Below are 24,608 nucleotides of genomic sequence, written 5' to 3'. Positions count from 1 at the left end.
TGATGTTGCAGGACTTTTCCTAATTCGAAGATAAGTCGAATACAACTTGGATTAACACCAATAGTCAGGCTTTTCTATGCCTAGCTATTGGTGTTATATAGAAAGAGGAGCTGGGCACTAATTTTTTAGCGCTCAGCTCCTTTTTTATGAAATAAGTTTTACGATTTCGTCTATTTTTTTAGCACCAAAGTATACTTTTTCATTGTTGATAATAACGGCAGGTACACTCATGACCTTATACTGGTCTTTTAATTCTTTAAAGAGAGAAATATCAATCATTTCTGTTTCTACATTTTTATTTTCCATGGCAATTCTCTGAGCAGCTACAACGACATCTGGACAGAGGTGACATGAGAGGGAAACACAAACTTTAATATTAGTATTTTGATTTAAATCTTTAATGTCTGTTAGGACTTGTTCGTTAATGGCTTGACCAGGTCCAGCTAGATTATAAATAGCTAATATGAAAGAATTGAGCTCATGACCACCTGGTACGCCATAGAATTTAACACCGCTATATGTTTTAGCATGATCTAAAAGGAATACTACAGGGTAACGTTCTACATTAAACTGAGCTTCAAGGTCTTTGTTTTGTCCCTTGGTATAAACTTCAAGATTAATTTTTTCACCTAAATCAGCAATGTCTAACAATAAATCTCTTAATTCAATAGACTTTGCATTCTGCTCATCTACAATAGTAATAAGTGTCACTTCTTTTTCCATTCTACTTAAAACACCTTGTAGTTGTGTTCTTAGTCCATCGTTTAAAAGAGAACTACGTCCAGCTGTTAGTATATTTTCTGAACTAGAACTAATAGGAGCAACTTTTTCTACTTTTTTAGGTGGAATATATTCGTCCTTAATACCTAATCTGTCTTTAAGTTCAATAACGTATCTTTCAGCTGCTGTAGCAGCAATAGCACCATCTGAAACAGCCGTTACAATTTGTCTTAGAGCCTTTGGTCTTAAATCGCCAGCTACATAAACACCTGGAATATTAGTTTCCATATTTTCATTAGTAATGATATATCCAGCAGGGTCCATTTCTAATACTTCTCGAAATAGCTCACTTTGAGGTGCATAGCCTACAAAAACAAAGACACCAAATGAGCCATCTTCCTCTTTGGCGTGATATTCAAAGCTTTCTCCTGTTTGGTTGTTAGTAAATTTAGCGTAGTTGACCATATCATCTCCGCTAGCTTCAATGATTTCTGTATTAAATTTGACTTCGATTTTAGGATGTGACAATACCTTATCTGCAATAGACTTGGCACAAGTAAACTCTGGTTCTCTAGCAATCACAGTTACTTTAGTCGCATATTTGGTAAGGAATATGGCTTCTTCTGCCGCAGCAAAGCCAGCACCAATAACAAATACCTCGAGACCTTCAAAGAATTGTCCATCACAAGTAGAACAGTATGCAACACCTCTTCCAGTAAACTCTTTTTCACCTTTAAAGCCTAGTTGTCTTGGAGAAGCACCAGTTGCAATGATTACAGATCTTCCTTTGACATCACCTTTATCTGTTTGAAGAATTTTAGTATCACCATTTAATGAGACACCTAAAACAGTTGCTGATAAAAAGTTTACATTAAAATCATCTGCTTGGGCTCTCATATCAGACATGAGTTTTGGACCATTGCTATCTCTAGCACCTGGGTAGTTGGAAACTTCATAGGTCTTATTTACCTGTCCTCCTAACTCATCTTTTTCGATAATGAGGGTATTTAATTTGGCTCTTCCAGCATAAATCCCGGCAGAAAGTCCAGCTGGACCGCCACCAATGATTACTAAGTCATAAATTTTTTCCATTATTAATCCTCCTTTTCATTTTTTAATTGAATATGAAGTTAGTCATTCATCTGTAATATCAATTCTGTCTTAACTAAATCAAAACATTGTTAAATAATCAAATGAAAGGTTAATTCTTTAAAAATATCTTTATTTAATAAGAGGAAGCTGCAAAGTAGCAGCTTCCTCTAACTTCATTTTATTAAAGTTTTCCAATTAAATCTAAGCTTGGTGTTAAAGTATCTTCACCTGGTTGCCATTTAGCTGGGCAAACTTGATCACCATGTTCTGCAACGAATTGAGCTGCTTGAACTTTTCTTAGTAATTCTTCTGCATTTCTTCCGATACCATTATCATGAATTTCGTAAGCTTTGATTTCACCTTCTGGGTTAATAACGAATGAACCTCTTAGAGCTAAGCCCTCATCTTCAATCATAACTTCGAAATCTCTAGCGAGTTTACCAGTTGGGTCTGCTAGCATTGGGTATTTGATTTTACCGATTGTATCTGAAGTATCAGCCCATGCTTTGTGAACAAAGTGAGTATCTGTAGATACTGAGTATACTTCACAACCAATTTCTTGGAATTTTGCATAGTTATCTGCAAGCTCACCTAGTTCTGTTGGGCAAACGAAAGTGAAGTCTGCTGGATAGAATACAAAGACTGACCAATGTCCTTTTAATGAATCTAGTGTTACCTCTTTAAAATCACCGTTTTGGTATGCTTGAACTTTAAAATCTGAAACTTTTTTATTAATTAATGACATAATTTATTCCTCCTATATTTTCACTATCAAATGATAATCTATATCATTTATCTATATAACTAATAATAATTATTATTTACTAATTTGTCAAGCTTTATCCTAAAATTTTATTTATGAAATTAAATCCCAATAAATTAAGGTAACTAAAAAGCACGTCTTTAGTTGTGTAATCAACTTTTAAGACGTGCTTAAATGTTTTTGTAGCCTTTTATATGTTAAGAGTATCATACTCAATAGCATCACATTCTGTTATTCTTGTGTAGCGCCTAAGAGGATAGTCTCCATCATGAGCATCCATACAAGTAATGTCAGACATTTTGCCAAGTTCCTTTACCCTAACTATACCAGCCCTCAGAAGTAAATTGGAGAGAACAGGATAGTCTTTGGCAAGACAGAGTAAACCAGCTGTTTGAAGGTAAGGCTTACTTTGACGAAGGACTTCTAATAACTGATGACGAGATAAGGGTTTAACAAGGCAGTTACCAAACATAAAAGAAAGTTCTAGCGTATGATCTGATTTGGCAATTAAACTTGCACCTTCACCTTTATAAGTACGGTTGGTAGAAAAAAGACTTTCTAGTTCAGCATTATAAACTTGTAAGCTAGACTGAGCAATAGCGCCTATATCATTAATAGGATACTTAATAGCAGCTTGTTCCATAAAAGGAAGGAACATTTCACAGAAGCTATAGATTTCATCTATATTTTCGGTATCAATATAAATGGTTTGACAAGAACTACATAAAAGTTGTTTGGTCCTAAAAATATGCAGAGCTAAAGCAGTAAGAGCAGAATCCTTTATGGCATTAGGGACTATATAAGCAAAGCCCAATTTATGGCCCCATTCAATAAGTTTGGTACCTGGATTAACCATTTTTCTAACAGCAGCTACAGCTAAATCACCACCCCAAACGACAACACCATCAGAGAGCTGAGCCATATATTTCATAGCTTCAAGATCAGTTGAAGGTGTATCAAAAACATAAATATATTCCTTGAGTCTAGGGTCTATAGTAATAAGCTCAGCAAGTAAAGTGATAGACAGATCTTTATCTGCTTGTGGGAGCTTTAAGATATTAATATTACCAGCTAATAAGCCTTCAACGATGCTACAAGCAGGAAGGCCATCAGCATTGCCTGCGGCAATATGAAATAAAACACCTAGAGGATAAGTATGTTTGATAATAGCTCTCTCCTCAAAAGGAGGGAGAATGATTTCAGGTTCAAAAGGTTTAGAGCCTAATTCTGTATGTAATTTACAAAGTAAACTTTCTCTTTTGAGCATATGGATAACAGTATGTAATTCCTCCTTTACTAAGGTTTGGTCTATAGGAAGTCTAGAAATAAAATGATTATAATCACCATTTGCTAGTTTTTTAGAAAGCCGATCACAAGCTTCTATTACCCAATAAGGATTAAGCATACTAGTAGCTAAAGTTTGACTCAGCATAGAGGGGAGGTCTTCTAGAATTTTATTTTGCATATGAGAGGGGATAATATTACCATTTATTAAAATCATAGCTTCATCTCCTTTAATAAGTCTGCCGCACCAGCAGCACAGGTTTTGATATCTTGAAGTCCGACTCTACCTATGATTTCTAGGTAAGGAGAAGTAATACCACAGCCACAAGACACCCCATCATGTAATATACCTAGATCGTCAGTCATTACACTGAGTAGAGGAACGCTTTTGACCATTGGAGTAATAAGATTGATAAGACCTATTTGGCCATTTTTAACAGGTTCTAATGTATGAACATCTCTTATAATAACCCTACTATAAATAGGAATATGAAAATGATGGTTAGGACAATCACAGTATAAAATAGGGTGCTCAACAGCACCGAAAAATTCTACAACATGAGATTCTGGAATGCCTAAAGTGTTTTCAATTAATTGATAAAGTTCTTTTTTATCAACTTGGCTAGTAAAGAATTGCTTCCAGCCACCCCCTAATAAGACCTTAGAGCCTTTTTTGAGCTTGAAATTTAGTTCCTTTTCCTTTAATTTTTCCAGTAGGAAATAAGTATAAGAAGGAAAACCCATGAAGCGAATAGGAAAAGGTTGATGGCTATACTTTTCAAGAGCAGTAATAAGGCCTTCTAAGTCTACTTTATAACCATCAGACGTATACTTCATAGCATAAGCACGATGTAAGGGAGGAGCAAATAAAGTAGCTCCAAAAGCTGTTTTAGTGACAGCTGTTTGATTACTTTTATGAGGTTCATAACCGAGGAGAATATAATTAGTGGGTTTAATGGAAAAGAGTTGATGAATTTTTCCTAGACGAAGAACCATACGAAGGCCACAATAAAGGCCTAGATTATCAAAGCCAATATGACTTTTCTTACCTTTAGTACCAGAGGAGGTTGCTTTAATAAGAAGTTTTTCAGGTGGCATGGTGAAAAGCTGGTGTGATTTAAAGAATAGAGTTGGAATAAAAGGTAACTTGGTTAAATCATTGATTGTATTTAATGAGGAAAAAGAGAAGTGGTTGCTATCAAGTATTGTTGCATATTCAGGGCAATGCTCATATTGGAATTGTCCATTTTGCTTAATGGCCTTTATAAAAAGACCATCTGTTCCAGCTAAATCATAGGGGTTCTTATGGGTAAAAAGTTTATTTCGGTAATCCATAGGTAGCCTCCTGTTTTTATTTTGAATCATTCCTCAGTCATTTCTCTTAGTGGCTGCATGATGTCTAGAAAACAGATATTTCTTACTATTATAGAGCAAATGGTAAGGAAGGACAATTCGTATGCTATAATGAAGATGAATTTTTAGAAGCTAGGGTTTTTACTATGTCAGAGGAAAGAAGGCGATGAGTTTGGAAATACTCATTATGGGTGGAACTGAGTTTGTAAGTGAAGCATTAGCTAAGTATATGATTGAAAAAGGACATCAAGTATCTATTTTTACAAGGGGAGTAAGGCCTGTGAAATACAGTGGGTTTACGGCTCATTATAAGGGGGATCGTAAATGTATTTCAGAAATAGCTTTCAATATAGAAGGAAAAGCTTTTGATTATGTTTTTGATATCTCAGCCTATACTTTAGAAGATGTAACAAACCTTTTTAAGGTCCTAGATACTTCGCAGCTAAAACGTTATATTTTCTGTAGCTCAGGGGCAGTGTACATACCTTCTGAAGAGATTATGGATGAAACCTTTTCAAAAGGAGAAAATAAGAATTGGGGTAAATATGGTTTAGATAAATTGGCCATAGAAGATTACTTATTTGAATTGTATCAGGCAAAAGGAATACCTGTTACTATGTTGAGGCCAACTTACATTTACGGACCTGGCAATAATCTATATCGTGAAAGCTACTTGTTCCATCAAATTTCAAAGAATCAACCTGTTTTAGTACCAGAGGGGGATACGAGAGTACAATTTCTTTATATTGAAGATCTAGTAAAGCTATTTGAAGCTGCTATGTATGAAGAAAAAGCTATAGGACAAGTTTACAATGTGACTCATAAAGAGCAGGTGACTTATGAAGAATGGGTAGAGACAGCAGCTGAGGTAATGGGTAAGCAAGCACAAATAATTAAGTTGAAAACACCAGAGGGTATGGTTTCTAGAATGTATTTTCCTTTTAGAGAGTGTACTTACTTATTAGATACTTCAAAGTGTGATAGGGAGCTTCTAGTAGCAAAAACACCTCTAATAGCAGGACTCAAAAAAGCTTATGAGTGGTATGTGGAAGAAAAGCCACAAGTCATAGATGAACGTATGCTAGAAGGTATAAAATTACTACTTGAGGGATTAGCCTTAGAGTAGTTTCATTGAGTTATAAAAGCAAATCGATTTACGAGATAAGGAGATATAAAGTGGAAAAGCAATTTCAAGTCATTACTCAAGATAAGTTATTACAATACGCTGAGCTTTTTGTGAAAGTGTTTAATGAAGAACCTTGGTATGACCATTGGACTATACAAACAGCCACTAAAAGGCTAGAAGAAATGATGGATAATCCTCATACGAGAGGGCTTGCTTGTTATATTGATGATGAATTAGTGGGTGTCATTCTAGGTCGTAAGGAACAGTATTATGATGGTGTTCATTTTCAAATTCAAGAGTTTTACATTAGCAATAATACGCAGGGGCTGGGAATTGGAACAGCTTTATTAGATACATTTAAAGCTGAATTGAGTAAAGAAGGAATTACTCAAATTTATTTAGTTACTTTAAAAGGGGAAAGAACAGAAGGATTTTATAATAAAAAAGGATTTAAGACAGATGAGCTGTCTATCCTTATGAATATGAAGCTATAGTAGGCTTAAGTAAATAATAAAAAGCTCTCACTAAGTATTTAGGTACATGGTGAGAGCTTTTTGGCTCCAGATTCTGGTTTGAAACTTTATTTAGTTGGTGCAAGATGTAAAATGTTAAATATAATAAAGATAATAATTTAATGTTTATCATTAAAAAATTATTGACAAAATATAAACTTAAACATATTATATATTTATAAATATTCTGAATGATAAGGTGGGGTTAGGATGAGTCGTAAGGTGAATGTAGATAGGGTTAAAAAATTTGCAAAAGCACTAAAAATAATGATGAATGTAATGATTGTTATAATGATTATTGGTTTAGTTGGGGGGATTATTATTGGAGGGATAATGGTTTTTATTCCTAATAGTAGTTTTGCACATGTTGGTTTGCAATTAAATATAGGAAGACATCTTAATATTCACCTAAGAGACAATAAATTATTAGAAGTGGCTCAAGTTAGAACACTCATTTTAGCTATAGCTAGTTCAATGATTCCTATAATCATTACGACTATTGTCATTGTTAAGATGATTAGAGACTTATTAATAACAGTGGAGGGTGGTAAACCTTTCGATGAAAAGAATTCTAAAAGATTGATGATAATAGGAATTACTGTAATAATAGGCAGCCTTTTTGAATCACTAAGTTATATTATAATTTATAATCTTGTAATTCCTATGATAAATTCGTTAGGACTAGAAAACATTAATTTTACCATTAATGCTTTAGATGGAAGTACTATATTATTAGGTGTTATTATTATCTTGATTTCTGGAATTTTTAAATATGGCTGTTACTTGCAAAACGAATATGATGAAACCGTATAGGAAGGAAGGACAACATGGCTATTATTGTACGTTTGGATAGAATGTTAGCAGATAGAAAGATGCAGCTTAGTGAACTCTCGCAGCAAGTAGGGATATCTATTGTTAATCTTTCTAATTTAAAGACAGGTAAAGTAAAGGCGGTACGTTTTTCTACTATCAATGCTATTTGTAGAGTATTGGAGTGTCAACCAGGAGACTTATTAGAATATAAATATATTGAAGGTGAGGAGTTGGAAGAGGAATAAAAAACACCATCATAGTCTTTTGCAGGCTATGATGGTGTTTTTTAGAGTCCATAACCATGTTTCAATAAAAATATATCGAAAAACGATAAAAATATATTGCTTTACATTTTGCGTTGTACTATAATACATTTTGAGGTGAGGAATTATGAGAAAATTAAAAACAGATATCTTAAGTCAATTATTATACTGGGTCGTAATGGGTGGACTTGCACTAGCAACAGCTAGTCTTGCAGCATTACCTTGGTTAATGGATTTTATTTTTGAGGGGAGTACCTTCTACAATTTAGTAGAACACTATAAAATTCTAGTTCTACTTTATATTACAGGAGTACCAGCTTGGATTGTATTATGGATGACTAGAAAACTAGCCCAAAATATTATTGATCGTGAGCCTTTCTCAGGTAGCAGTAGTCAGAGTTTAAAAGTCATTAGTATTTGTGCTTTGTTTATTTTCCTTTGTTACTTATTTACCTGTATTTTCATGCAGGCTACCTTTGGTATTATTGTTATTACAGCCGGAGCTTTTATGGTAGCTTTAATTGCAGCTATTTTATATCGACTTGTAGAACTAGCCATTGAAATTAAAGAGGAAAATGAATTAACGATTTAAGGAATAGCGAAAAATTGTAAAAGAAGATGAGGTGAAGAAAGATGCCTATTATCGTTAATTTAGATGTAATGCTTGCTAAACGCAAAATGAGTATGAATGAGCTTTCTGAGAAGGTAGGAATTACCTTGGCGAATTTATCTGTTCTTAAAAATAATAAAGGAAAGGCAGTTCGTTTTTCTACATTAGAGGCCTTATGTGAGGTACTAGAATGCCAACCCGGAGAATTACTAGAGTATGTTAAAGAGGAAGAGTTAAAAAAGTGAGTTAAGTGAGGTAAAGAGAGGGGGCTTTTGGGATGGAGAGAGCTGAAAAATGGATGTTGGGGGGAACCCTTGTTTTGGCTATTATCGTCATGGAGACTATTTTATTCGGGGGACTTGGATTAGGGGTAGTAGCTGGAGTGATAGCATACTTTGTATGTTTGGGCTTGTTTTCAAAACTGTATAATAGGGCAATGAGCAAGCTAGCTAAGTGGCTTATGATACCTATTGTATTATCTACCTTATGTTTTGTGATATTTGGAAATACAGTATTAAGAGGATTTAACATCATATTTCTAGCCATTTTGATTTTATTACATGCCCTTGAGGTATTTGGAAAATGTGAACAAGCAGCTTTTTTACCTGCTTGGGTAGGAGAAGTTCTGAGTTTAGGAATTACATTACCTTTTGCGTCTATTAATAAACCTGTTGTATTAGTTAAGGATGAACTTGGAACAGGGCAAAAAAGGAATATGAAAGTAATAGGTAAGGTGCTTTTAGGAGTAGTTATTGCAACACCTATACTGCTAGTGGTTGTTGGCTTGTTAGCCAGTGCAGATGCTGCTTTTGAGGGAATAATCAATTTTGCATTCCAAAACCTTACCTTTAATTTTGATAAACTGGGTGCTAAGTCATTCTTTGTAGTTGTTTTATTCTTTATGTTTTTTAGTTATTTTTATGGCTTATCACATAAGGAAGTTAGAGAAGTAAGAGAAAATTATATTGATCCTCAGAGGGCAAGAGATTCTTTGCTAATGGAGGATGAATCAGAGAGGATTTTAAATGAGGAACATGACCTCATTAATCAAGAAGATAGTGTGGTTAATCAGCCAGGGATCTATCTAGATTTTGTAGTAGTGAGTACCATAGGAACATTGCTCTGCTTAGTTTATTTGATCTTTTGCTGTTCTCAGCTGGCCTATTTTGTATCGGCTTTTAAGGGTGTATTGCCTGCAGATTTTTCATCTTCTGAATATGCGAGAAGAGGCTTTTTTGAGACATTACCAATAGTAGGGTTTAATTTGCTCACTATTATGTTTTTAAGCTATGTTACTAAGCGGGAAAAAGGAAAGAAAAATACATACATCAAAGTGATGATTAGTTTTATTACAGGATTTACAGCTTTTATGGTGACTTGTGCTCTTTCTAAGATGTTCCTGTATATGGAGAGATATGGCCTAAGCTTATGGAGAGTTTATGTAGCTTGGTTTTTAGTATTGAGCTTGATGGTGGTTATATTAGTATTTGCTAAAGTGTTCTGGCAGAAACTGAGGCTGATTAAGATAGTATTTATTGTGTTTACAGTCATGTACTTAGGATTAAATTATAGTAATGTAGATTACCTAGTAGCTCGCCAAAATGTAAATTTGTATAAGCAAGGCAAAACAAGTGATTTAAGTGGCTGTTATAATTTAAGTAGTAGTGCCTTAGGGCCTATTAAGGAATTGGTAGCTTCACATCCAGAAGTACTTGAATATCAAGAGGATATGTATTACGACACTGCAACTTATATTCTTTCAAGGTTGGAGTATAATCTTCAAAATGAAAAGTGGCAAGCCTTCAACCTAGCAGATTATAGAGGAAGAGCCTATCTAGAAAAAATTAAAGAAGCGGGCTATGAAAGTATTGAAGGTGCTGTGAGGCCTTTAGTATTTCTAAGATAACAAAAAATAGCTCTTCAAGTAGTATCACTACTTGAAGAGCTATTTTTTGTTCCAGACTCTTGAAATGAACTTTCGTGGCTAGCTAAGTAGGCCTTAATCAAGGCGCAAAATGACTCCTCAGCACGTATGCGTTATAGCTTAGTGCCTACTAGAACTAGTTATGAAAGTCAAACCAATGAGTGAGGAGCTCCTAAAAGTCTTGGCCGGTGCACCCTATGCTAGGAAGCTAAGACCTTAAGACTCTGGTTTAAAACTTTATTTGATAATGTGACGTATAAAAACATTTAAAACAACTTATATATGGCGTCTTCCTTGCAGCGTATCAGTGAACATCTTCCTTAAGTCCAGAGGTACCTATAACAATAGATTGAGACTTGGCTGACCCGGTTAGTTCCTCAGATTGAAGCTGTGGTAATTATGCCGTGGGAAGCTATTTATTTGTTCTTATACTTATATATATGTAGCCAAGTAACCGAATCCCTAATAAAGAATAAAATAAGTAACTACAAATCTCTATTTACTATAATCACTCAATAAAAAAAATAATATTATAAAAATATTAAGATTATTTAATTCGTCCTAAGAGTGATACAATGTAATGAGTTAAAGCTAATTAGGAGGGATTTAAGTGTTTTTATTAAATAGAAAAAAGGCTTGGCTATTGTCAGCAATAGTAGCTTTGGGTAGTGTAGGGACCTGTTTCGCTAGTGATACTATGGATAAAAGGACAGCTACTTTTATAGAACAAGTCAATGTAGAAAGGTCTTTAGGCTTTATTAATTATTTATCAGGAACTATAGGTTCTAGACCAGCAGCTACTGATAAAGAATACGAAGCAGCTTGTTATATTGCTGATGAATTAGAAAAGTTAGGTATGACAGTAGAAGTGCAGAAGTTTCAATATAGTAAGTTCTTTAAAAAATTTACTTCTTGGAATGTAGAAGCAATTAGAAAACCTAGTGGTGAAGATCCTCAAGATACGGATGATATTGTTTATGTAACCGCACATTTTGATAGTGTGAGTGCAGGACCAGGAGCTAACGATAATGCATCTGGAACTGGCGCTATGCTAGAAATTGCAAATGCCATGAAGGATTTAGATATTGATAAAGAAATAAGATTTGTTGCTTTTGGTGGAGAAGAGGAAGGTCTTCTAGGTTCAAAGGTTTATACAAAATTTTTATCACAAGATGAAAAAGCAAGAAGTATAGCTTGTTTTAATTTGGATATGGTGGCAACAGATTATGAAACTGTGACAGAACTAGGTATTTATACAGCTGATGGGAAAGAGAATTTAGTAACAGAAGTGGCTTCAAGAGTGGGAAAAGAACTTACGAGCTTTTCAAGTAAGACTACAAGTTATGAGGCTGAAGCAGAGAAGGATAAGTCAGGTAAATTAATAACTAGCAGTGCTTCTGACCACGATTCTTTTACCAGGGTAGGTATACCAGCTGCAGTATTTATCAATATAGACCCTAATAAAAGGGCAAGTATCTATGGTTCCCTCGAACCCTATTATCATACAGCTAAAGATCAAATAGAGCATATTAGTAGTGAAAGATTAGAAAGGAGTATTAAATTAGCTGGAAGTGCTATATATAATACAGTAGAAACTGAGCACTAAGCTAGTGGTGAAGTTCAAAATGAAAGGTTCCCGTAATGATGATAAGTCAGTATGAGAGCCTTTTTAGTCATTCTAAAATAGTGGGGGAGAGCGTTTGATGAAACAAAGAATAAGAGTTGCAGCCATATTAGTGAAAGAAGGTAAAGTCTTATTAGTAAAACATGTACATCCTAAGACAAAGTATCAATGGTGGGTGCCACCAGGAGGTGGGCTAGAAGCTACCGATGCCAGTATTTATGAATGTGTGATTAGGGAAGCATGGGAGGAAACAGGTTATCAGATAAAAGTAGAGGATATTTTATATATAAGAGAATTTAAAGATGATGAACGAGATATTTTAAATCTAGAATTATTTATGAGAGGGCATGTAGTAGATGGATATCTTACTGTAGAAAATATTTATGGCAAAGGAGAAGATGATGCATATATAAAAGAAGCACAGTGGCTGAGTCAGAAAGAACTAATGGCTTTAAATGTTTTTCCAGAAATAATAAAGGAGAATATCTTTTGGGAGGAGATTAAAAAGGATAGTATAAAAACGAGATACCTAGGAAGAAGTAACTAGTAGCAAAACAGATAAACATAAGAAGATGAATAAGTAAGGGTATTTATAGTATAAGAATTGAATTTTAGAAAAAAGAGGTAGAGGGGGATAAAAGTGAAAGCAATACCAAATATCATCTCAGTAGGAAGAATCGTTCTGAGCATTGCTTTACTTAAAGTGGAACCACTAAGTGGTGTGTTTTGGATTTTATATATAGGTTGTGGGTTAAGCGATATGGCAGATGGTTATATTGCTAGAAAAACCAGTAATACCAGCGAATTAGGAGCTAAACTTGATTCTATTGCAGACTTTGTTATGATTGTTGTGGCCGTCATTATATTTTATCCTTTAGTAAAACCTAATTATCTCATATTATTTTGGGTTCTAGGAATTGCAGCTGTTAGGCTACTAGCAGTATTAATTGCGTACATTAAATTTAGTACCTTTGCTATGCTCCACACTTATGCTAATAAGTTAACGGGACTTTTATTATTTATATTTCCTTTTGGAATGACTATCTTACCAGTAAATATTATTATGGGTATAGTTTGTTTAGTAGCAACCATATCAGCTTTAGAGGAATTTGTGATACAAGTAAGGTCGAAAAACTTAGATTTAAATAGAAAAAGTATTTATGTACCAAACAATGAAGGGCAGACAGAAAATCTAAATTAAGCGAGGGAAGTTTAAGTGAAGGAAATAGAAAGAATTCGGTGTGGGAATAGTAACTGTTTTTTAATAAAGCAAAATAATAGGGCAATCCTAGTAGATACCAGTAGAACAAAATATAGAGATAAAATACTAGAAAGCTGTAGGCAAGTAGATGTTAAACTTATTGTATTAACGCATGGGCATGTAGATCATATACAAAATGCTGCTTATCTTTCTAAAGAGTTAGGAGCTCCTATTGCTATGCATAAAGCAGATTGTGAACTCATTAAAAATAACATGCTAGAGCCTATGTTTGCAGATAAAGTGATGGGAAAACTCGTTTTGGCACTTTCTTTAGAAAGTTTTAAGCATGATATTGTGGAAGCTTTTGAACCAACTCTATTTTTAAATGAAGGAGATTCTCTAGAAAATTACGGTATAGAAGCTAGTGTAATAGAATTACCAGGACATACTAGAGGATCTATAGGATTAAAGGTATGGGAAGCAGATTTAATAGTAGGGGATGCTTTAATGAATTTGTTTTATCCAACAGTATCCATGCTTTATGGAGATAAGCAGATTATGCTAACAAGTGCCACTAAAATTACAGAGCAGGGAGAAGCTACTATTCATTTTGGTCATGGAAAATCTGTAGCCAATAAGCAGTGGGCTAAAAATTAGTTATACCACTTCTCAAATAATGAGAGTAGAATAAAAGTGTAAAGATAAAAACACAGTTCCGGTTGGTAGTCCGGACGTAGCAAATGCTATCAGTAACCTGCCTCCTTTGGTTGTCCCTTCTTTACTAAGTAAATTAAAAGGAGGAATGATGATGGAGAGTATGAGGTCAAGCTTTACTATACTTTTTGAGGGACCTTTTTGGATAGGTGTTTATGAGGTACAAGAAGGTAGTCATTATGAGGTCTGTAAGATAACCTTTGGACCAGAACCTAAGGATTGTGAAGTATATGAACTGATTTTAAAGAAGTGGAGCCAATTAGAAAGGCGCCATTATGAGGAAGTTCCATCAAAACTTGTAAAACCTATGAATCCTAAAAAAATGCAAAGGGCTATAAAAAGAGAACTGCAAAATACAGGCATGGGTACAAAAGCACAACAAGCATTAAAAGAGCAATACGCACAAAACAAAATAGAGCGAAAATCACGCTCAAGATTGCAAAAAGAAGCAGAAAAGCAGTATAAATTTGACTTAAAACAAGAGAAACGCAAAGAAAAGCACAGAGGTCACTAGTTCGGAAGTGATAGGGAGAGTTTAGATTTAGTTTAAAGCCATAATGAAATACAAAAAGCACAGGAGATTTCCTGTGCTTTTTGTATCTTTAAAGAGTAGTTGAACACTTGTGTAGCAGCCTTTTTACTGTTAAGCCTCCTAGATAACTGATCTTACTTATCTCAAGAAATTGGTGCTTATCAAAAAGATGCAGCAGATATTAATTGATTTCATTATTGATGGCTTGGGATTTATTGAAAGCAGGTTCCTATAATCAATAGAGCATTTTTATGATTCTTCTTCTGTGGTACTTAGGCGGTTAACTTTACAGAAGTATCGATAGAAATCAGAAGCAGTTTCTCGCTGCAATGGATCGGTGATAACTTTTTGCATATCATTTAAGATACGTTTCATTTGCAGGTTAGAAAAATATTTCATTTCCATTCTGCCCCATCTTGGAGAACGTGTAGTTGATGAAAAGTAATCCCAAAAGAGGAGTTCACCATCTTTATCGTTAAGTAAAATTCTATGAGTCTCATGACTTGGAATGATTCCGTCTTCACAGTACTTACCTTCAAAATCATCCTTAACCATAAATGCACCGATAATACGGCGTTCTTCTTCGAGGCATCCAGCTGGACATTCCGTGAGTAAGCAAGCAGAATTTAATTTGAGTCTGGTTGGTACCTTAGGGGTTCCTTTAGAGTATCCACTTAAATAATTACCTGCAAAAACTGACCATGACTTTAAAACGGTGTTACGGCTATTTTCCATAAAACCAAATGCTGCTTGTGATTCAGGGGCTACTTTCAAGAAGAGCATTCTTTGTAAACGTTCTTGTTCAAGTTGCTCTGCATTTTTAATCTTTGATATATCGTCTAAAATCTTGCCTACATAGGCTTGTCCTTCTTCGTCCGTTATAGAAATAAAACGAGAGAAGGCATCTGGAAATAGAAATTTCTTATGATTACCTGCAAAATCAACCGTAAGAATATTGTCAGTCCTATTTGTTATAACTCCTCTTCCAAATGTAACATGTTTGATTGCTTTTCCTACCAATTCCATCTCTGATCGCTCCTTTCGATAAAAAAATAAGAAGGACTTTTTATATCCATGCACTTAGCACAATACGAAAAGCCCTTCTTATACAAGACGGTTCTTTAGTTTATTATTTTATTAAATTTAGTTTATTTTGATTATTTCATTCATCATACCATAGATTGGAAAATAAAGCAAGGTGACGACATAAAATTAAAAACTATTGAAAAATATTTTGACAAATTTAAAATGTAGGAGTATACTAACAACAAATTAATAAAAGTAAACCGTTGATAGGGAGATAAAACTGTATAGCGCACTTAAAGAGAGTCAGGGAAGGTGAGAGCCTGATAGAAAGCGAATCAGACAAATGGACCCTAGAGGGTGAGGTGAAAAGGTGATTAGCCTTAGTATCCTAGACGCAAGACCAGCGTTATCACAGGTCAAGAATGTATTAGCATTCTAGCGAGGTGGGCATATTTTGTATGTCAATTAAGGTGGTACCGCAGATGAACGCATCTGTCCTTTGTATAAGGATAGGTGCTTTTTTAGTTGTCAAAAATAGTGAAAAAATGGGAGGAATTAATATGAAAAAGAGTGTAGCAAAAATAGTAACATTGGGTTTATTAATGGGGCTTACAGCAGGTTGTGGTAATAGTAGTACGGCTAGTAGTGGTGAAGTAGCAGCACCAAGTACTGAAGCTAAAGAAGGAATGAAAAAGGTAGCCATCGTTCAATACGTAGAGCATCCAAGTCTTGATACTATTAGAGAAAGCACGATAAAGGCTCTTGCAGAGCAAGGTTTTGTAGAGGGTCAAAATATTACAATCGATTACCAAAATGCACAAGCAGATCAATCTAACTTAAATTCTATCGCTAGTAAATTCGTTGGAGATAAAGCAGATATTATTATAGCAATTGCTACACCAGCAGCTCAATCAGTAGCTTCAGCAACTACAGATATACCTATTATTTTCTCAGCAGTAACAGATCCACTTGGAGCAAAATTAGTAGAGAATATGGAAGCACCAACAAGCAATGTAACAGGGACTTCAGATGCTATCCCAGTAGATCAAGTATTTGAACTTTGCAAAGAGCTTACACCAGATGTTAAAACAATTGGTTTCCTTTACACAGCAAGCGAAACCAATTCACAATCTGTTATTGAACAAGCAAAAGCACTTGCTGACAAGTACGGCTTTACATATGAAGAAAGTACTATTACTAACACATCAGAGCTTCAACAAGCAGCAGAAATCTTAGCAGGTAAAGTAGATGCTATTTATACACCTATCGATAACGGTATTGCTTCAGCTATGCCAGTTTTAGCAGAAGTAGGTAAAACAGCAGGCATTCCAGTTTATGTAGGAGCAGATTCAATGGTAGCTGATGGTGGATATGCAACAGTAGGTATCAACTATGAAGACCTTGGAAAGAAAACAGGTGAAATGGCAGCACAAGTATTAAATGGTACATCTATTTCAGAAATCCCAGTAGCTACTCTTGATAATTTCTATAAAGTAATTAATAAAACAACAGCTACTGCAATCGGTGCACCAGCGGATTCAGAAGGTGCAACTATCGTAGAATAACTTGTTAAGTAAGAATTAGAATAGTTAGTATAATAAAAATTGATTATCATCAAAAGATGAATTAAACTTGAGTTATAAGCTTAATTCATCTTTTGGTATATAAAATATAAAAGGATGAATAACAATATTATAAAAGGAGACTAGATGATGAATATGATAGCTATTACTTCAGCAGTGGAGCTGGGGTTACTGTATACGCTGATGACTTTGGGACTATTTATTTCCTATAGAATATTGGATATTCCGGATCTAACAGTAGATGGTAGTTTTACTTTAGGAGCTGCTGTGTCTGCTATTTGTGTTGTAGCAGGACATCCTATTTTAGGGATTTTACTTGCCATGGGAGCAGGTGTTTTAGCTGGAATGGTAACAGCTACGCTGCAAACTAAATTGAAGGTACAACCAATACTTGCAGGTATTTTAACCATGACAGGTTTATACTCCATTAATATTATGGTTATGAAGGAAAAGTCTAATGTTCCTCTTCTAGGTTCAGATACTATTTTCACCTATGCCAAAGCCCTATTTGGTAATCAAGGTGTTATGATTGTAGGACTTGTGGTAGTAGTAGTGGTTTGTATTATTTTAGGACTATTTTTATTTACTAAGCTAGGCCTTTCCATTAGGGCTACAGGCGATAATGAGGCAATGGTAAGAGCTTCATCTATTAATGTAGACTTAATGAAGATTATTGGACTTGCTCTTGCTAATGCACTAGTAGCAACTTCAGGAGCACTTATTGCTCAAAAGCAATCCTTTGCGGATGCAGGGATGGGAACAGGTATGGTTGTTATAGGGATAGCATCCTTAATTATAGGAGAGGTGATTGTAGATATCTTTGTAAAGAGAAGATCTATTCCAGTTAATATATTTGCTGCTGTTTTAGGCTCTATTATTTATAGAATTATTATTGCTGCAGCATTAGCAGTTAATATTACAGCATCTAGTATGAAACTTATTTCTGCTATTATAGTAGGTATTGCTATTTCTTATCCTGTTATACAAAAGTACATACAAGTAAGTGTAAGTAAATCCAAGAGAATCAGAGGGAGGAAGGACACCGAATGCTAAAAATTAATAACTTAAGTAAGACCTTCAATAAAGGAACTGTCAATGAGAAGGTAGCAATGAATGATGTAAGTTTACACCTAGAACCAGGCGATTTCGTAACGATGATTGGTTCCAATGGTGCTGGTAAATCTACTTTATTCAATTTGATTGCGGGAGACTTTCTTTCTGATGAAGGAGAAATCATTTTAGATGGGAAGTATATTACCTTTGAAAAGGAATACAAAAGAGCTAGAAATATAGGAAGGCTTTTTCAAGACCCACTTAAAGGAACAGCTCCTTCTATGACTATTGAAGAAAATCTGCTTTTATCCTACTCACGTAGCACGAGTAAGAGAGTTAGCTTTGGAATGAGTAGTAAAGAAAAAGCACTTTTTAGAGAGAGGTTAGCAGAATTAGATCTAGGGCTTGAAGACAGGATGAAGACTAAAATGGGACTTCTCTCTGGTGGGCAAAGACAAGCAGTGACCTTGCTGATGAGTACCCTAGTAACACCAAAACTTTTACTTTTAGATGAACATACAGCAGCCCTAGATCCTGGTACAGCTGATAAGGTACTTAAGATTACAAAGGAAATCGTTAAGGAGCATCAGATTACAACGATGATGATTACCCATAACATTCAATCTGCTTTAGATTTGGGAAATAGAACCATTATGATGGATAGTGGCAGTATAGTACTAGATATTAAAGGGGAACAAAGAGCTAATATGACAGTACCAGATGTATTAGCTTTATTTAAAAAGGAAAGTCATAAAGAATTAGATAATGATAGAATTTTATTAGCATAAGATAGAAGCCTTATATTTTCCCAGACTTGGAGGGAAATATAAGGCTTTTTATACGCTAGTTTGTAAAGGCATCTCTTTTATTTGAATCATAATACGTGTTACAAAATCATCGGGTTTACAAGAGGCAATATCATCTATTAAATAATCCTCATAAAAGAATTCACCGACTTCAAGATGGTGCCTTTGAATAAATTCTAGAATTTTCTTATATGTTTCATGTGTCGTTTCATAGCTTCCATGATGATAAGTAACAGCATATAAGCCTCTAGGTTTAATGATAATGGATGGAATAGTGGTATCGTGAGTTTTGGCATAGAGGCTTGTAAAACAATCCTGAAGGCCACTTGCTATATCTTCAAATTTAATAAGTGTCCCGAGTGAATCATGAGTCGTTAAGGCATACTTTTTACAAAATTGAATGTATTCTAGCATATAAGTTGAGAATTCCTTGTGTGTAGCAGAGCTTAAATTAGAACTAACAATAAGATATTCTTCTTCTTGTTCTACCAAAACTGTTTGAGCGTGCCTTGTGTTAAGTGCTAACACCGTATGGTGGGTAGCAGTAGTAAGACGGTTTTTTATTTCAGTGAGGTCAGCTATAGCAGAATCTACTTCAGATAGCTTTTCTTCTAGAAGCTGTATATAGTTTTCGGGCGTACGTGTATCAAGATAGGTCTTAATATCCTTTAAAGGCATGTGAAGGTTCTTAAGTGTAAGAATCATTGTAAAAGTGTAAAGTTGACGATACGAATAGTAGCGATAGCCATTTTCTTTAACAAGAGTAGGAGAGAATAAGCCGATTTCATCATAATGAAATAAGGTTTGTTTTTTTACACCACAAAGCTTAGCAAACTCACCTGTTGTGAAGTAAATTTCTAATTTTTTGTCCATATAAATAATCTCCTCTTGACTGTATGGTTACTGTATAGTTTAACATACAATAATGATGAAAACTATTAAAAAAGCAAGTCAAATATAAAAGGAGGTATAACAATATGAGACTCATTTTAAGCTATTTAAAAAATTATAAGCTTCTTGTGTGCTTAAATATTATTTCAGTTTTTGGTTTCGCACTTGTAGAGCTTGGCATACCAACCATTATGGCTAAGATTATTGATAATGGGATTGCTGTGGGTAACATACCCTACATTTATCAAATGGGCACTATTATGGCTATTATCTCAGTTATTGGTGTACTAGGCACTATACTGCTTGGCTACTGTTCATCTAAAATATCAACCAATATTACTCGTGATATACGAAATGATATTTTTAAAAAAGCACAAGAATTTTCTCATAGCGAGTATGATGCTTTCGGTGTTTCTTCAATGATTACAAGAACCACCAATGATGCATTTCAAATTTTACAATTTACAAATACTTTACTCAGAATGGCACTTTTAACGCCCATTATGTTCCTAGTAAGTGTTGTGATGATTGTACGGACAAATTTAGCTTTATCAGGGGTTTTAGCCGCTACTATTCCCTTTATCATATTAGGAGTAGTGATTATTGCGAAGCTATCAGGCCCACTTTCAGAGAACCAACAAAATAAACTAGATAGACTTAATCGTATTTCAAGGGAAAATTTAACAGGTATCAGGGTGATTCGTGCCTTTGGAAATGATGACCATGAAAATGAACGCTTTTCAGATACCAATGAAGACTATGCAAAGGTATCTAAAAAATTATTTAAGCTCATGGCTATTTCACAGCCTACTTTCTTCTTAATGCTTAATATAGCTATTATTGCAATTTTTTGGATATCCAGTCAGATGATCAGCTTAGGGGCACTTCAAGTAGGTGAATTAGTAGCTTTTATTGACTATTTATTCCATGCTATGTTCTCTATTATGCTTTTCTCAATGGTATTTATTATGTATCCTAAAGCGCAAGTGTCTGCAAATCGTATTCAGGAACTATTAGAATGTAAGCCTATCATTGTAAGCCCAGAAAATGGTGTAACCGAAACGAAAGAGCAAGGTTTAGTAGAGTTTGAGCATGTTACCTTTACTTATCCAGATGGAGAAGAACCTGTACTACGTAATATTAGTTTTACTGCTAAAAAAGGAGAAATGGTTGCCTTTATTGGAAGTACAGGAAGTGGTAAAAGTACACTGATTAATTTAATTCCGAGATTTTATGATGTAACAGAAGGATCTGTAAAGGTAAATGGTGTAGATGTAAGGGAATATGATCTTAAAGCGCTACGAAATAAAATAGGTTTTATACCACAGAAGACAAGATTATTTACAGGTACCATTGCAAATAACATTCGATTTGGTAAGAAGGATGCAACAAGCAAAGAGGTAGAGCACTCTACAAAGGTTGCACAAGCTTATTCCTTTATTAAGCGTAAAGCAAAGCAGTTCGAGGAGCCTATTAGTGAAGGTGGCGCGAATATGTCAGGGGGGCAAAAGCAGAGATTATCTATTGCTAGGGCCATTGTAAGGAAACCAGAAATATATATTTTTGATGATAGTTTCTCTGCGTTAGATTTTAAAACAGATGCCACCCTACGTGCAAAACTTAAAGAAGAGACAACAGATGCTGTTGTATTAGTAGTGGCACAAAGAATCGGTTCTATTATAGAAGCAGACCAAATTATTGTACTCAATGAGGGAGAAGTAGTAGGTAGTGGTAAACATGAGGATCTACTAAGAAATTGTGAAATTTATAAAGAAATTGCTTTATCACAGCTATCAAAGGAGGAGTTAATGCTATGAAAAACTTTAAAGAAACAATCCAAAAACTCATTCCTTTTCTAAAACCTTATTTGATTCCTTTTTTAGGAGCCATTTTATTTATTATCGGTGCTGCAGTCATTAATGCCATTACGCCAAGAACAGAGGGGCTCATTATCACGCAGCTCACAGAGGATGTATTAGCTATTAGTAAAGGACTAGAGAATGCAGGTATTCATTTTGATTATATTATTAAAGTCCTCATTCTATTAGGGGTACTTTACGTATTAAGTACGTTATTTACGTATGTAGCAAGTTTCTTATTAACCAATGCGATTCAAAATACGGTGAGAGATTTAAGAAATGCCGTGCAGAACAAGATAAGAAAATTACCTATTAATTATTTTGATCAAAATAGTTTTGGAGAGGTACTCAGTCGTATTACTAATGATATTGATACAATCTCTAATGCAATGCAACAAAGCTTTAGTCAAATTATCAATTCAGTGCTATCCCTTACACTTGCCCTTGGCATGATGTATGTTATTAATATTCAAATGGCCCTGGTAGCTACGCTTATTGTACCATTAAGCTACCTAGTATCTAAATTTATTGTAGGTAAATCTCAGCAATTATTTTATAATCAACAACAAGCACTAGGAAAATTAAATGGTGCTGTACAGGAGATGTATACGGGATTTAACGAACTTAAATTATATGGTAAGCAAGAAGATGCCATAGAAGAATTTGTAGGCATTAATGAAGAACTTTGTCAGGAAGGGTTTAAGGCACAGTTTATTTCAAGTATCATGTCACCTTTAGTATCGCTTGTAAGTTATTTAGGAATTGCTGTTATAGGGGCTATGGGTGGTATATTAACCATCCGAGGGGCTCTAACTGTAGGGAATTTACAAGCTTTTATCCGTTATATTTGGCAGATTAACCAGCCACTTACACAAGTTACACAGCTTTCTTCAGCGATTCAATCGGCTTTTGCAGCAGCAGAGCGTGTTTTTGAGTTTTTAGAAGAAGAGGAAGAAGTAAGTGATGCACAGAATACTGCTAAATTAACAGATGTTAAGGGAAATGTAACTTTTGAACATGTGAAGTTTGGTTATAAAGAAGGGGCTACCCTAATTGAAGATTTAAATGTAGAAGTGAAAAGTGGTCAGATGGTAGCTATTGTAGGGCCAACAGGTGCAGGAAAAACAACACTCATTAATTTGCTTATGCGTTTTTATGATGTAAGTGGTGGTTCTATTAAGATAGATGGGATTGATATTCGTGACATGAAGAGAGAAGACCTCAGAAGTCTTTTTGGAATGGTACTACAAGACACTTGGTTGTATAGAGGTACCATTGCTGAAAATATCGAGTATGGAAGATTTGGCGCTACGAGGGAAGAGATTATAGAGGCTGCCAAGGTTGCTAATGTCCATCACTTTATTAAAACCTTACCAGATGGATATGATATGGTGCTAAATGAAGAAGCATCTAATATTTCACAAGGTGAGAAGCAGCTGTTAACCATTGCTAGAGCGATATTAGCAGATCCAGCTATTTTAATTTTAGATGAAGCGACAAGCTCAGTAGATACAAGAATTGAATTGATCCTTCAAAAGGCAATGAGAAACATTATGAAGGGTAGAACAAGCTTTGTCATTGCGCATAGACTTTCAACTATTAGGAGTGCGGACTTAATTCTAGTTATGAAAGACGGAAATATTATAGAAAAAGGAACACATGAAGAACTGATGGCACAAGGTGGTTTCTATGAATCACTTTACAATAGTCAATTTGCAGAATCTTCTCCAGTAACATCTAATAGTTAATGATGGAAGCTAGAATGATAAGCATTCTATTTTACCTAAGAACTTTAGGGTATAAAATCCTAACAAAGAGGAAAAAGCAGGCTTAGATAGCCTGTTTTTTTATATCTATCATGTAGATTTGGAAGCGATTACTTATAAATTAAAGGTGAATCGTATGAGTGGTAGCTAGAGTTTTTAGATGCTATAATGTTTGAATATAAAGACTATTATGATATAATAATACTTAATTTGCAATACAGCATACCAAGGTATTTATAGCGAGTGAATGAAGTAAATCAGAAGTTGTGGAGAAGATTACATATGGGGAAGCTAAAAATTAGCTTGGGCTCAATATAAGAATAGAGAGGATGAACATGATGGATAGTTCCATATTTCAAAATGTAGATTGTGTATCTTTTTATGTTGATGACCTTGATAATGGTATTTCATTTTATTCAAATGCCCTTGGACTCAAATTGTTATGGAGGGCAGATTATTCATGCGGACTTGGCATGTGCGATGCTATAACCGAAGTTGTACTTGTTAATGAACACAATCCGCAAGTTAATTTTAAAGTCGAATCAGTAAAAAGTGCGTTAGAGGTTTTTCTAGATGCAGGTGGAAAACTTGAGTATGGCCCTTTTGATATCGATATTGGAAAATGTGCTGTTGTAGTTGATAAGTGGGGAAATAGGTTTTGCATGCTTGATATGAGTAAAGGACAGTATACGGTTGATGCCAATGGGAATGTTACAGGGGTTAAGTAAAATGAGATATATTGGAATTAAGGGTAGGGGAGTACAGTGATTAAGCATATTGTCGCATGGAATTTTAAAGAAGAAATATCACAGGAAGAAAACTGTAATAATGCTAAAAAAGTTAAAGAAGAGTTAGAGGGATTAAGGGCTAAAATTAAAGAAATAAGGACTATAGAAGTAATCATAGAACCCTTAAAGAGTGGAAGCTTTGATGTTGTTTTAGTGAGCGAATTTGATTCTGTAGAAACACTACAAGCTTATCAAATTCACGAAGAACATTTAAGAGTAAGTAGCTTTGTGGGCTCTGTTTTAAGGAATAGAAAGGGCATAGATTATGAAATTTAAAAAATAAGGTGAAAGAGACTCAACCTTGG

25 protein-coding genes are annotated in these 24,608 nt (G+C 34.6%); 19 read left to right on the top strand and 6 right to left on the bottom strand.

The features are described from left to right. Positions 1–144 precede the first annotated feature (144 nt). The 4 genes from EKH84_RS01450 to EKH84_RS01435 all read right to left on the bottom strand — a co-directional run bounded on the left by EKH84_RS01450 (position 145) and on the right by EKH84_RS01435 (position 5,194). Complete coding sequence (locus EKH84_RS01450; RefSeq protein ID WP_127064839.1) at positions 145–1,812, bottom strand: FAD-dependent oxidoreductase; 1,668 nt, start codon at positions 1,810–1,812, stop codon at positions 145–147. A 181-nt stretch (positions 1,813–1,993) separates the two neighbouring features. Further along, a complete protein-coding gene (gene ahpC / locus EKH84_RS01445; protein WP_127064838.1) occupies positions 1,994–2,557 on the bottom strand; it encodes an alkyl hydroperoxide reductase subunit C in 564 nt (187 codons plus the stop codon). A gap of 208 nt (positions 2,558–2,765) precedes the next feature. Continuing rightward, positions 2,766–4,076 (bottom strand): acyl-CoA reductase, encoded by a 1,311-nt coding sequence (locus EKH84_RS01440; RefSeq protein WP_127064837.1) that lies wholly within the window; start codon positions 4,074–4,076, stop codon positions 2,766–2,768. Continuing rightward, positions 4,073–5,194, bottom strand: coding sequence for a LuxE/PaaK family acyltransferase (locus tag EKH84_RS01435; protein WP_127064836.1), 1,122 nt, complete (start codon positions 5,192–5,194; stop codon positions 4,073–4,075). Before EKH84_RS01435 ends, EKH84_RS01440 begins: the two co-directional genes overlap by 4 nt. A 184-nt stretch (positions 5,195–5,378) precedes the next feature. Here EKH84_RS01435 and EKH84_RS01430 point away from each other — a divergent pair, with 184 nt between their 5' ends. From EKH84_RS01430 to EKH84_RS01375, 12 genes are all read left to right on the top strand, one after another. Beyond that, positions 5,379–6,338, top strand: coding sequence for an NAD-dependent epimerase/dehydratase family protein (locus tag EKH84_RS01430; RefSeq protein ID WP_127064835.1), 960 nt, complete (start codon positions 5,379–5,381; stop codon positions 6,336–6,338). Between the two features lie 50 nt (positions 6,339–6,388). Further along, on the top strand, positions 6,389–6,832 hold the full coding sequence (locus EKH84_RS01425; protein WP_190283451.1) for a GNAT family N-acetyltransferase: 444 nt from the start codon (positions 6,389–6,391) through the stop codon (positions 6,830–6,832). Between the two features lie 228 nt (positions 6,833–7,060). Next, entirely contained in the window at positions 7,061–7,663 is a 603-nt protein-coding gene (locus EKH84_RS01420; RefSeq protein WP_127064833.1) for a DUF2975 domain-containing protein, read from the top strand. 14 nt (positions 7,664–7,677) lie between these two features. Continuing rightward, a complete protein-coding gene (locus tag EKH84_RS01415; RefSeq protein ID WP_013658971.1) occupies positions 7,678–7,908 on the top strand; it encodes a helix-turn-helix domain-containing protein in 231 nt (76 codons plus the stop codon). A 145-nt stretch (positions 7,909–8,053) separates the two neighbouring features. Next, positions 8,054–8,518, top strand: coding sequence for a DUF2975 domain-containing protein (locus EKH84_RS01410; protein WP_127064832.1), 465 nt, complete (start codon positions 8,054–8,056; stop codon positions 8,516–8,518). Positions 8,519–8,559: 41 nt separating this feature from the next. Next, on the top strand, positions 8,560–8,781 hold the full coding sequence (locus tag EKH84_RS01405; protein WP_013658969.1) for a helix-turn-helix domain-containing protein: 222 nt from the start codon (positions 8,560–8,562) through the stop codon (positions 8,779–8,781). A gap of 32 nt (positions 8,782–8,813) precedes the next feature. Beyond that, complete coding sequence (locus EKH84_RS01400) at positions 8,814–10,442, top strand: DUF4153 domain-containing protein (RefSeq protein ID WP_127064831.1); 1,629 nt, start codon at positions 8,814–8,816, stop codon at positions 10,440–10,442. Between the two features lie 628 nt (positions 10,443–11,070). After that, the gene (locus EKH84_RS01395) at positions 11,071–12,066 is read left to right on the top strand and encodes a M28 family peptidase (RefSeq protein WP_127064830.1); all 996 of its coding nucleotides are present in this window, start codon (positions 11,071–11,073) and stop codon (positions 12,064–12,066) included. A 97-nt stretch (positions 12,067–12,163) separates the two neighbouring features. Next, positions 12,164–12,631 (top strand): NUDIX domain-containing protein, encoded by a 468-nt coding sequence (locus tag EKH84_RS01390; protein WP_243118630.1) that lies wholly within the window; start codon positions 12,164–12,166, stop codon positions 12,629–12,631. Positions 12,632–12,724: 93 nt separating this feature from the next. Next, a complete protein-coding gene (locus EKH84_RS01385) occupies positions 12,725–13,285 on the top strand; it encodes a CDP-alcohol phosphatidyltransferase family protein (RefSeq protein ID WP_127064828.1) in 561 nt (186 codons plus the stop codon). Between the two features lie 15 nt (positions 13,286–13,300). Beyond that, a complete protein-coding gene (locus EKH84_RS01380; RefSeq protein ID WP_127064827.1) occupies positions 13,301–13,942 on the top strand; it encodes an MBL fold metallo-hydrolase in 642 nt (213 codons plus the stop codon). Between the two features lie 151 nt (positions 13,943–14,093). Continuing rightward, a complete protein-coding gene (locus EKH84_RS01375; protein ID WP_127064826.1) occupies positions 14,094–14,513 on the top strand; it encodes a YjdF family protein in 420 nt (139 codons plus the stop codon). A 267-nt stretch (positions 14,514–14,780) separates the two neighbouring features. Here EKH84_RS01375 and EKH84_RS01370 read toward each other — a convergent pair whose 3' ends face one another. Next, positions 14,781–15,557 carry a hypothetical protein gene (locus EKH84_RS01370; RefSeq protein ID WP_127064825.1) on the bottom strand — a complete coding sequence of 259 codons (777 nt, stop codon included), beginning with the start codon at positions 15,555–15,557 and terminating at the stop codon, positions 14,781–14,783. Between the two features lie 560 nt (positions 15,558–16,117). Between EKH84_RS01370 and EKH84_RS01365 the strand changes: the two genes are divergently transcribed. From EKH84_RS01365 to EKH84_RS01355, 3 genes are all read left to right on the top strand, one after another. Continuing rightward, a complete protein-coding gene (locus EKH84_RS01365; RefSeq protein ID WP_127064824.1) occupies positions 16,118–17,122 on the top strand; it encodes an ABC transporter substrate-binding protein in 1,005 nt (334 codons plus the stop codon). Positions 17,123–17,269: 147 nt separating this feature from the next. After that, on the top strand, positions 17,270–18,193 hold the full coding sequence (locus tag EKH84_RS01360; RefSeq protein ID WP_127064823.1) for an ABC transporter permease: 924 nt from the start codon (positions 17,270–17,272) through the stop codon (positions 18,191–18,193). After that, positions 18,187–18,981 (top strand): ABC transporter ATP-binding protein, encoded by a 795-nt coding sequence (locus EKH84_RS01355; protein ID WP_013658958.1) that lies wholly within the window; start codon positions 18,187–18,189, stop codon positions 18,979–18,981. The genes EKH84_RS01360 and EKH84_RS01355 overlap by 7 nt, the downstream gene beginning before the upstream one ends. 48 nt (positions 18,982–19,029) lie before the next feature. On the opposite strand, the gene EKH84_RS01350 is transcribed toward EKH84_RS01355, so the two are convergent. Next, entirely contained in the window at positions 19,030–19,872 is an 843-nt protein-coding gene (locus tag EKH84_RS01350) for a MerR family transcriptional regulator (RefSeq protein ID WP_127064822.1), read from the bottom strand. A gap of 104 nt (positions 19,873–19,976) precedes the next feature. On the opposite strand from EKH84_RS01350, the gene EKH84_RS01345 reads away from it, so the two are divergent. The 4 genes from EKH84_RS01345 (at position 19,977) to EKH84_RS01330 (ending at position 24,579) form a co-directional block, all read left to right on the top strand. Further along, positions 19,977–21,707 (top strand): ABC transporter ATP-binding protein, encoded by a 1,731-nt coding sequence (locus EKH84_RS01345; protein ID WP_127064821.1) that lies wholly within the window; start codon positions 19,977–19,979, stop codon positions 21,705–21,707. Beyond that, positions 21,704–23,497 (top strand): ABC transporter ATP-binding protein, encoded by a 1,794-nt coding sequence (locus EKH84_RS01340; protein ID WP_127064820.1) that lies wholly within the window; start codon positions 21,704–21,706, stop codon positions 23,495–23,497. The genes EKH84_RS01345 and EKH84_RS01340 overlap by 4 nt, the downstream gene beginning before the upstream one ends. 353 nt (positions 23,498–23,850) lie before the next feature. Continuing rightward, complete coding sequence (locus EKH84_RS01335; protein ID WP_243118629.1) at positions 23,851–24,243, top strand: VOC family protein; 393 nt, start codon at positions 23,851–23,853, stop codon at positions 24,241–24,243. A 36-nt stretch (positions 24,244–24,279) separates the two neighbouring features. Next, positions 24,280–24,579: a Dabb family protein gene (locus EKH84_RS01330; RefSeq protein WP_127064819.1), complete on the top strand. Its 300-nt coding sequence runs from the start codon at positions 24,280–24,282 to the stop codon at positions 24,577–24,579. The last annotated feature ends 29 nt before the right edge of the window (positions 24,580–24,608 follow it).

This window comes from Cellulosilyticum sp. WCF-2 (assembly GCF_003990395.1).
GTDB lineage: Bacteria > Bacillota > Clostridia > Lachnospirales > Cellulosilyticaceae > Cellulosilyticum > Cellulosilyticum lentocellum.
This window is presented reverse-complemented; position numbering and strand designations above follow the sequence as displayed.

Bases quoted from the DNA above. Each gene is read 5' to 3' on its own strand.
- EKH84_RS01390 (WP_243118630.1), top strand. From the start codon at position 12,164: ATGAAACAAAGAATAAGAGTTGCAGCCATATTAGTGAAAGAAGGTAAA.
- EKH84_RS01440 (WP_127064837.1), bottom strand. From the start codon at position 4,076: ATGATTTTAATAAATGGTAATATTATCCCCTCTCATATGCAAAATAAA.
- EKH84_RS01420 (WP_127064833.1), top strand. From the start codon at position 7,061: ATGAGTCGTAAGGTGAATGTAGATAGGGTTAAAAAATTTGCAAAAGCA.
- ahpC (WP_127064838.1), bottom strand. From the start codon at position 2,557: ATGTCATTAATTAATAAAAAAGTTTCAGATTTTAAAGTTCAAGCATAC.
- EKH84_RS01355 (WP_013658958.1), top strand. From the start codon at position 18,187: ATGCTAAAAATTAATAACTTAAGTAAGACCTTCAATAAAGGAACTGTC.
- EKH84_RS01345 (WP_127064821.1), top strand. From the start codon at position 19,977: ATGAGACTCATTTTAAGCTATTTAAAAAATTATAAGCTTCTTGTGTGC.
- EKH84_RS01415 (WP_013658971.1), top strand. From the start codon at position 7,678: ATGGCTATTATTGTACGTTTGGATAGAATGTTAGCAGATAGAAAGATG.
- EKH84_RS01400 (WP_127064831.1), top strand. From the start codon at position 8,814: ATGGAGAGAGCTGAAAAATGGATGTTGGGGGGAACCCTTGTTTTGGCT.
- EKH84_RS01450 (WP_127064839.1), bottom strand. From the start codon at position 1,812: ATGGAAAAAATTTATGACTTAGTAATCATTGGTGGCGGTCCAGCTGGA.
- EKH84_RS01340 (WP_127064820.1), top strand. From the start codon at position 21,704: ATGAAAAACTTTAAAGAAACAATCCAAAAACTCATTCCTTTTCTAAAA.
- EKH84_RS01410 (WP_127064832.1), top strand. From the start codon at position 8,054: ATGAGAAAATTAAAAACAGATATCTTAAGTCAATTATTATACTGGGTC.
- EKH84_RS01375 (WP_127064826.1), top strand. From the start codon at position 14,094: ATGGAGAGTATGAGGTCAAGCTTTACTATACTTTTTGAGGGACCTTTT.
- EKH84_RS01370 (WP_127064825.1), bottom strand. From the start codon at position 15,557: ATGGAATTGGTAGGAAAAGCAATCAAACATGTTACATTTGGAAGAGGA.
- EKH84_RS01365 (WP_127064824.1), top strand. From the start codon at position 16,118: ATGAAAAAGAGTGTAGCAAAAATAGTAACATTGGGTTTATTAATGGGG.
- EKH84_RS01360 (WP_127064823.1), top strand. From the start codon at position 17,270: ATGAATATGATAGCTATTACTTCAGCAGTGGAGCTGGGGTTACTGTAT.
- EKH84_RS01435 (WP_127064836.1), bottom strand. From the start codon at position 5,194: ATGGATTACCGAAATAAACTTTTTACCCATAAGAACCCCTATGATTTA.
- EKH84_RS01350 (WP_127064822.1), bottom strand. From the start codon at position 19,872: ATGGACAAAAAATTAGAAATTTACTTCACAACAGGTGAGTTTGCTAAG.
- EKH84_RS01405 (WP_013658969.1), top strand. From the start codon at position 8,560: ATGCCTATTATCGTTAATTTAGATGTAATGCTTGCTAAACGCAAAATG.
- EKH84_RS01430 (WP_127064835.1), top strand. From the start codon at position 5,379: ATGAGTTTGGAAATACTCATTATGGGTGGAACTGAGTTTGTAAGTGAA.
- EKH84_RS01335 (WP_243118629.1), top strand. From the start codon at position 23,851: ATGATGGATAGTTCCATATTTCAAAATGTAGATTGTGTATCTTTTTAT.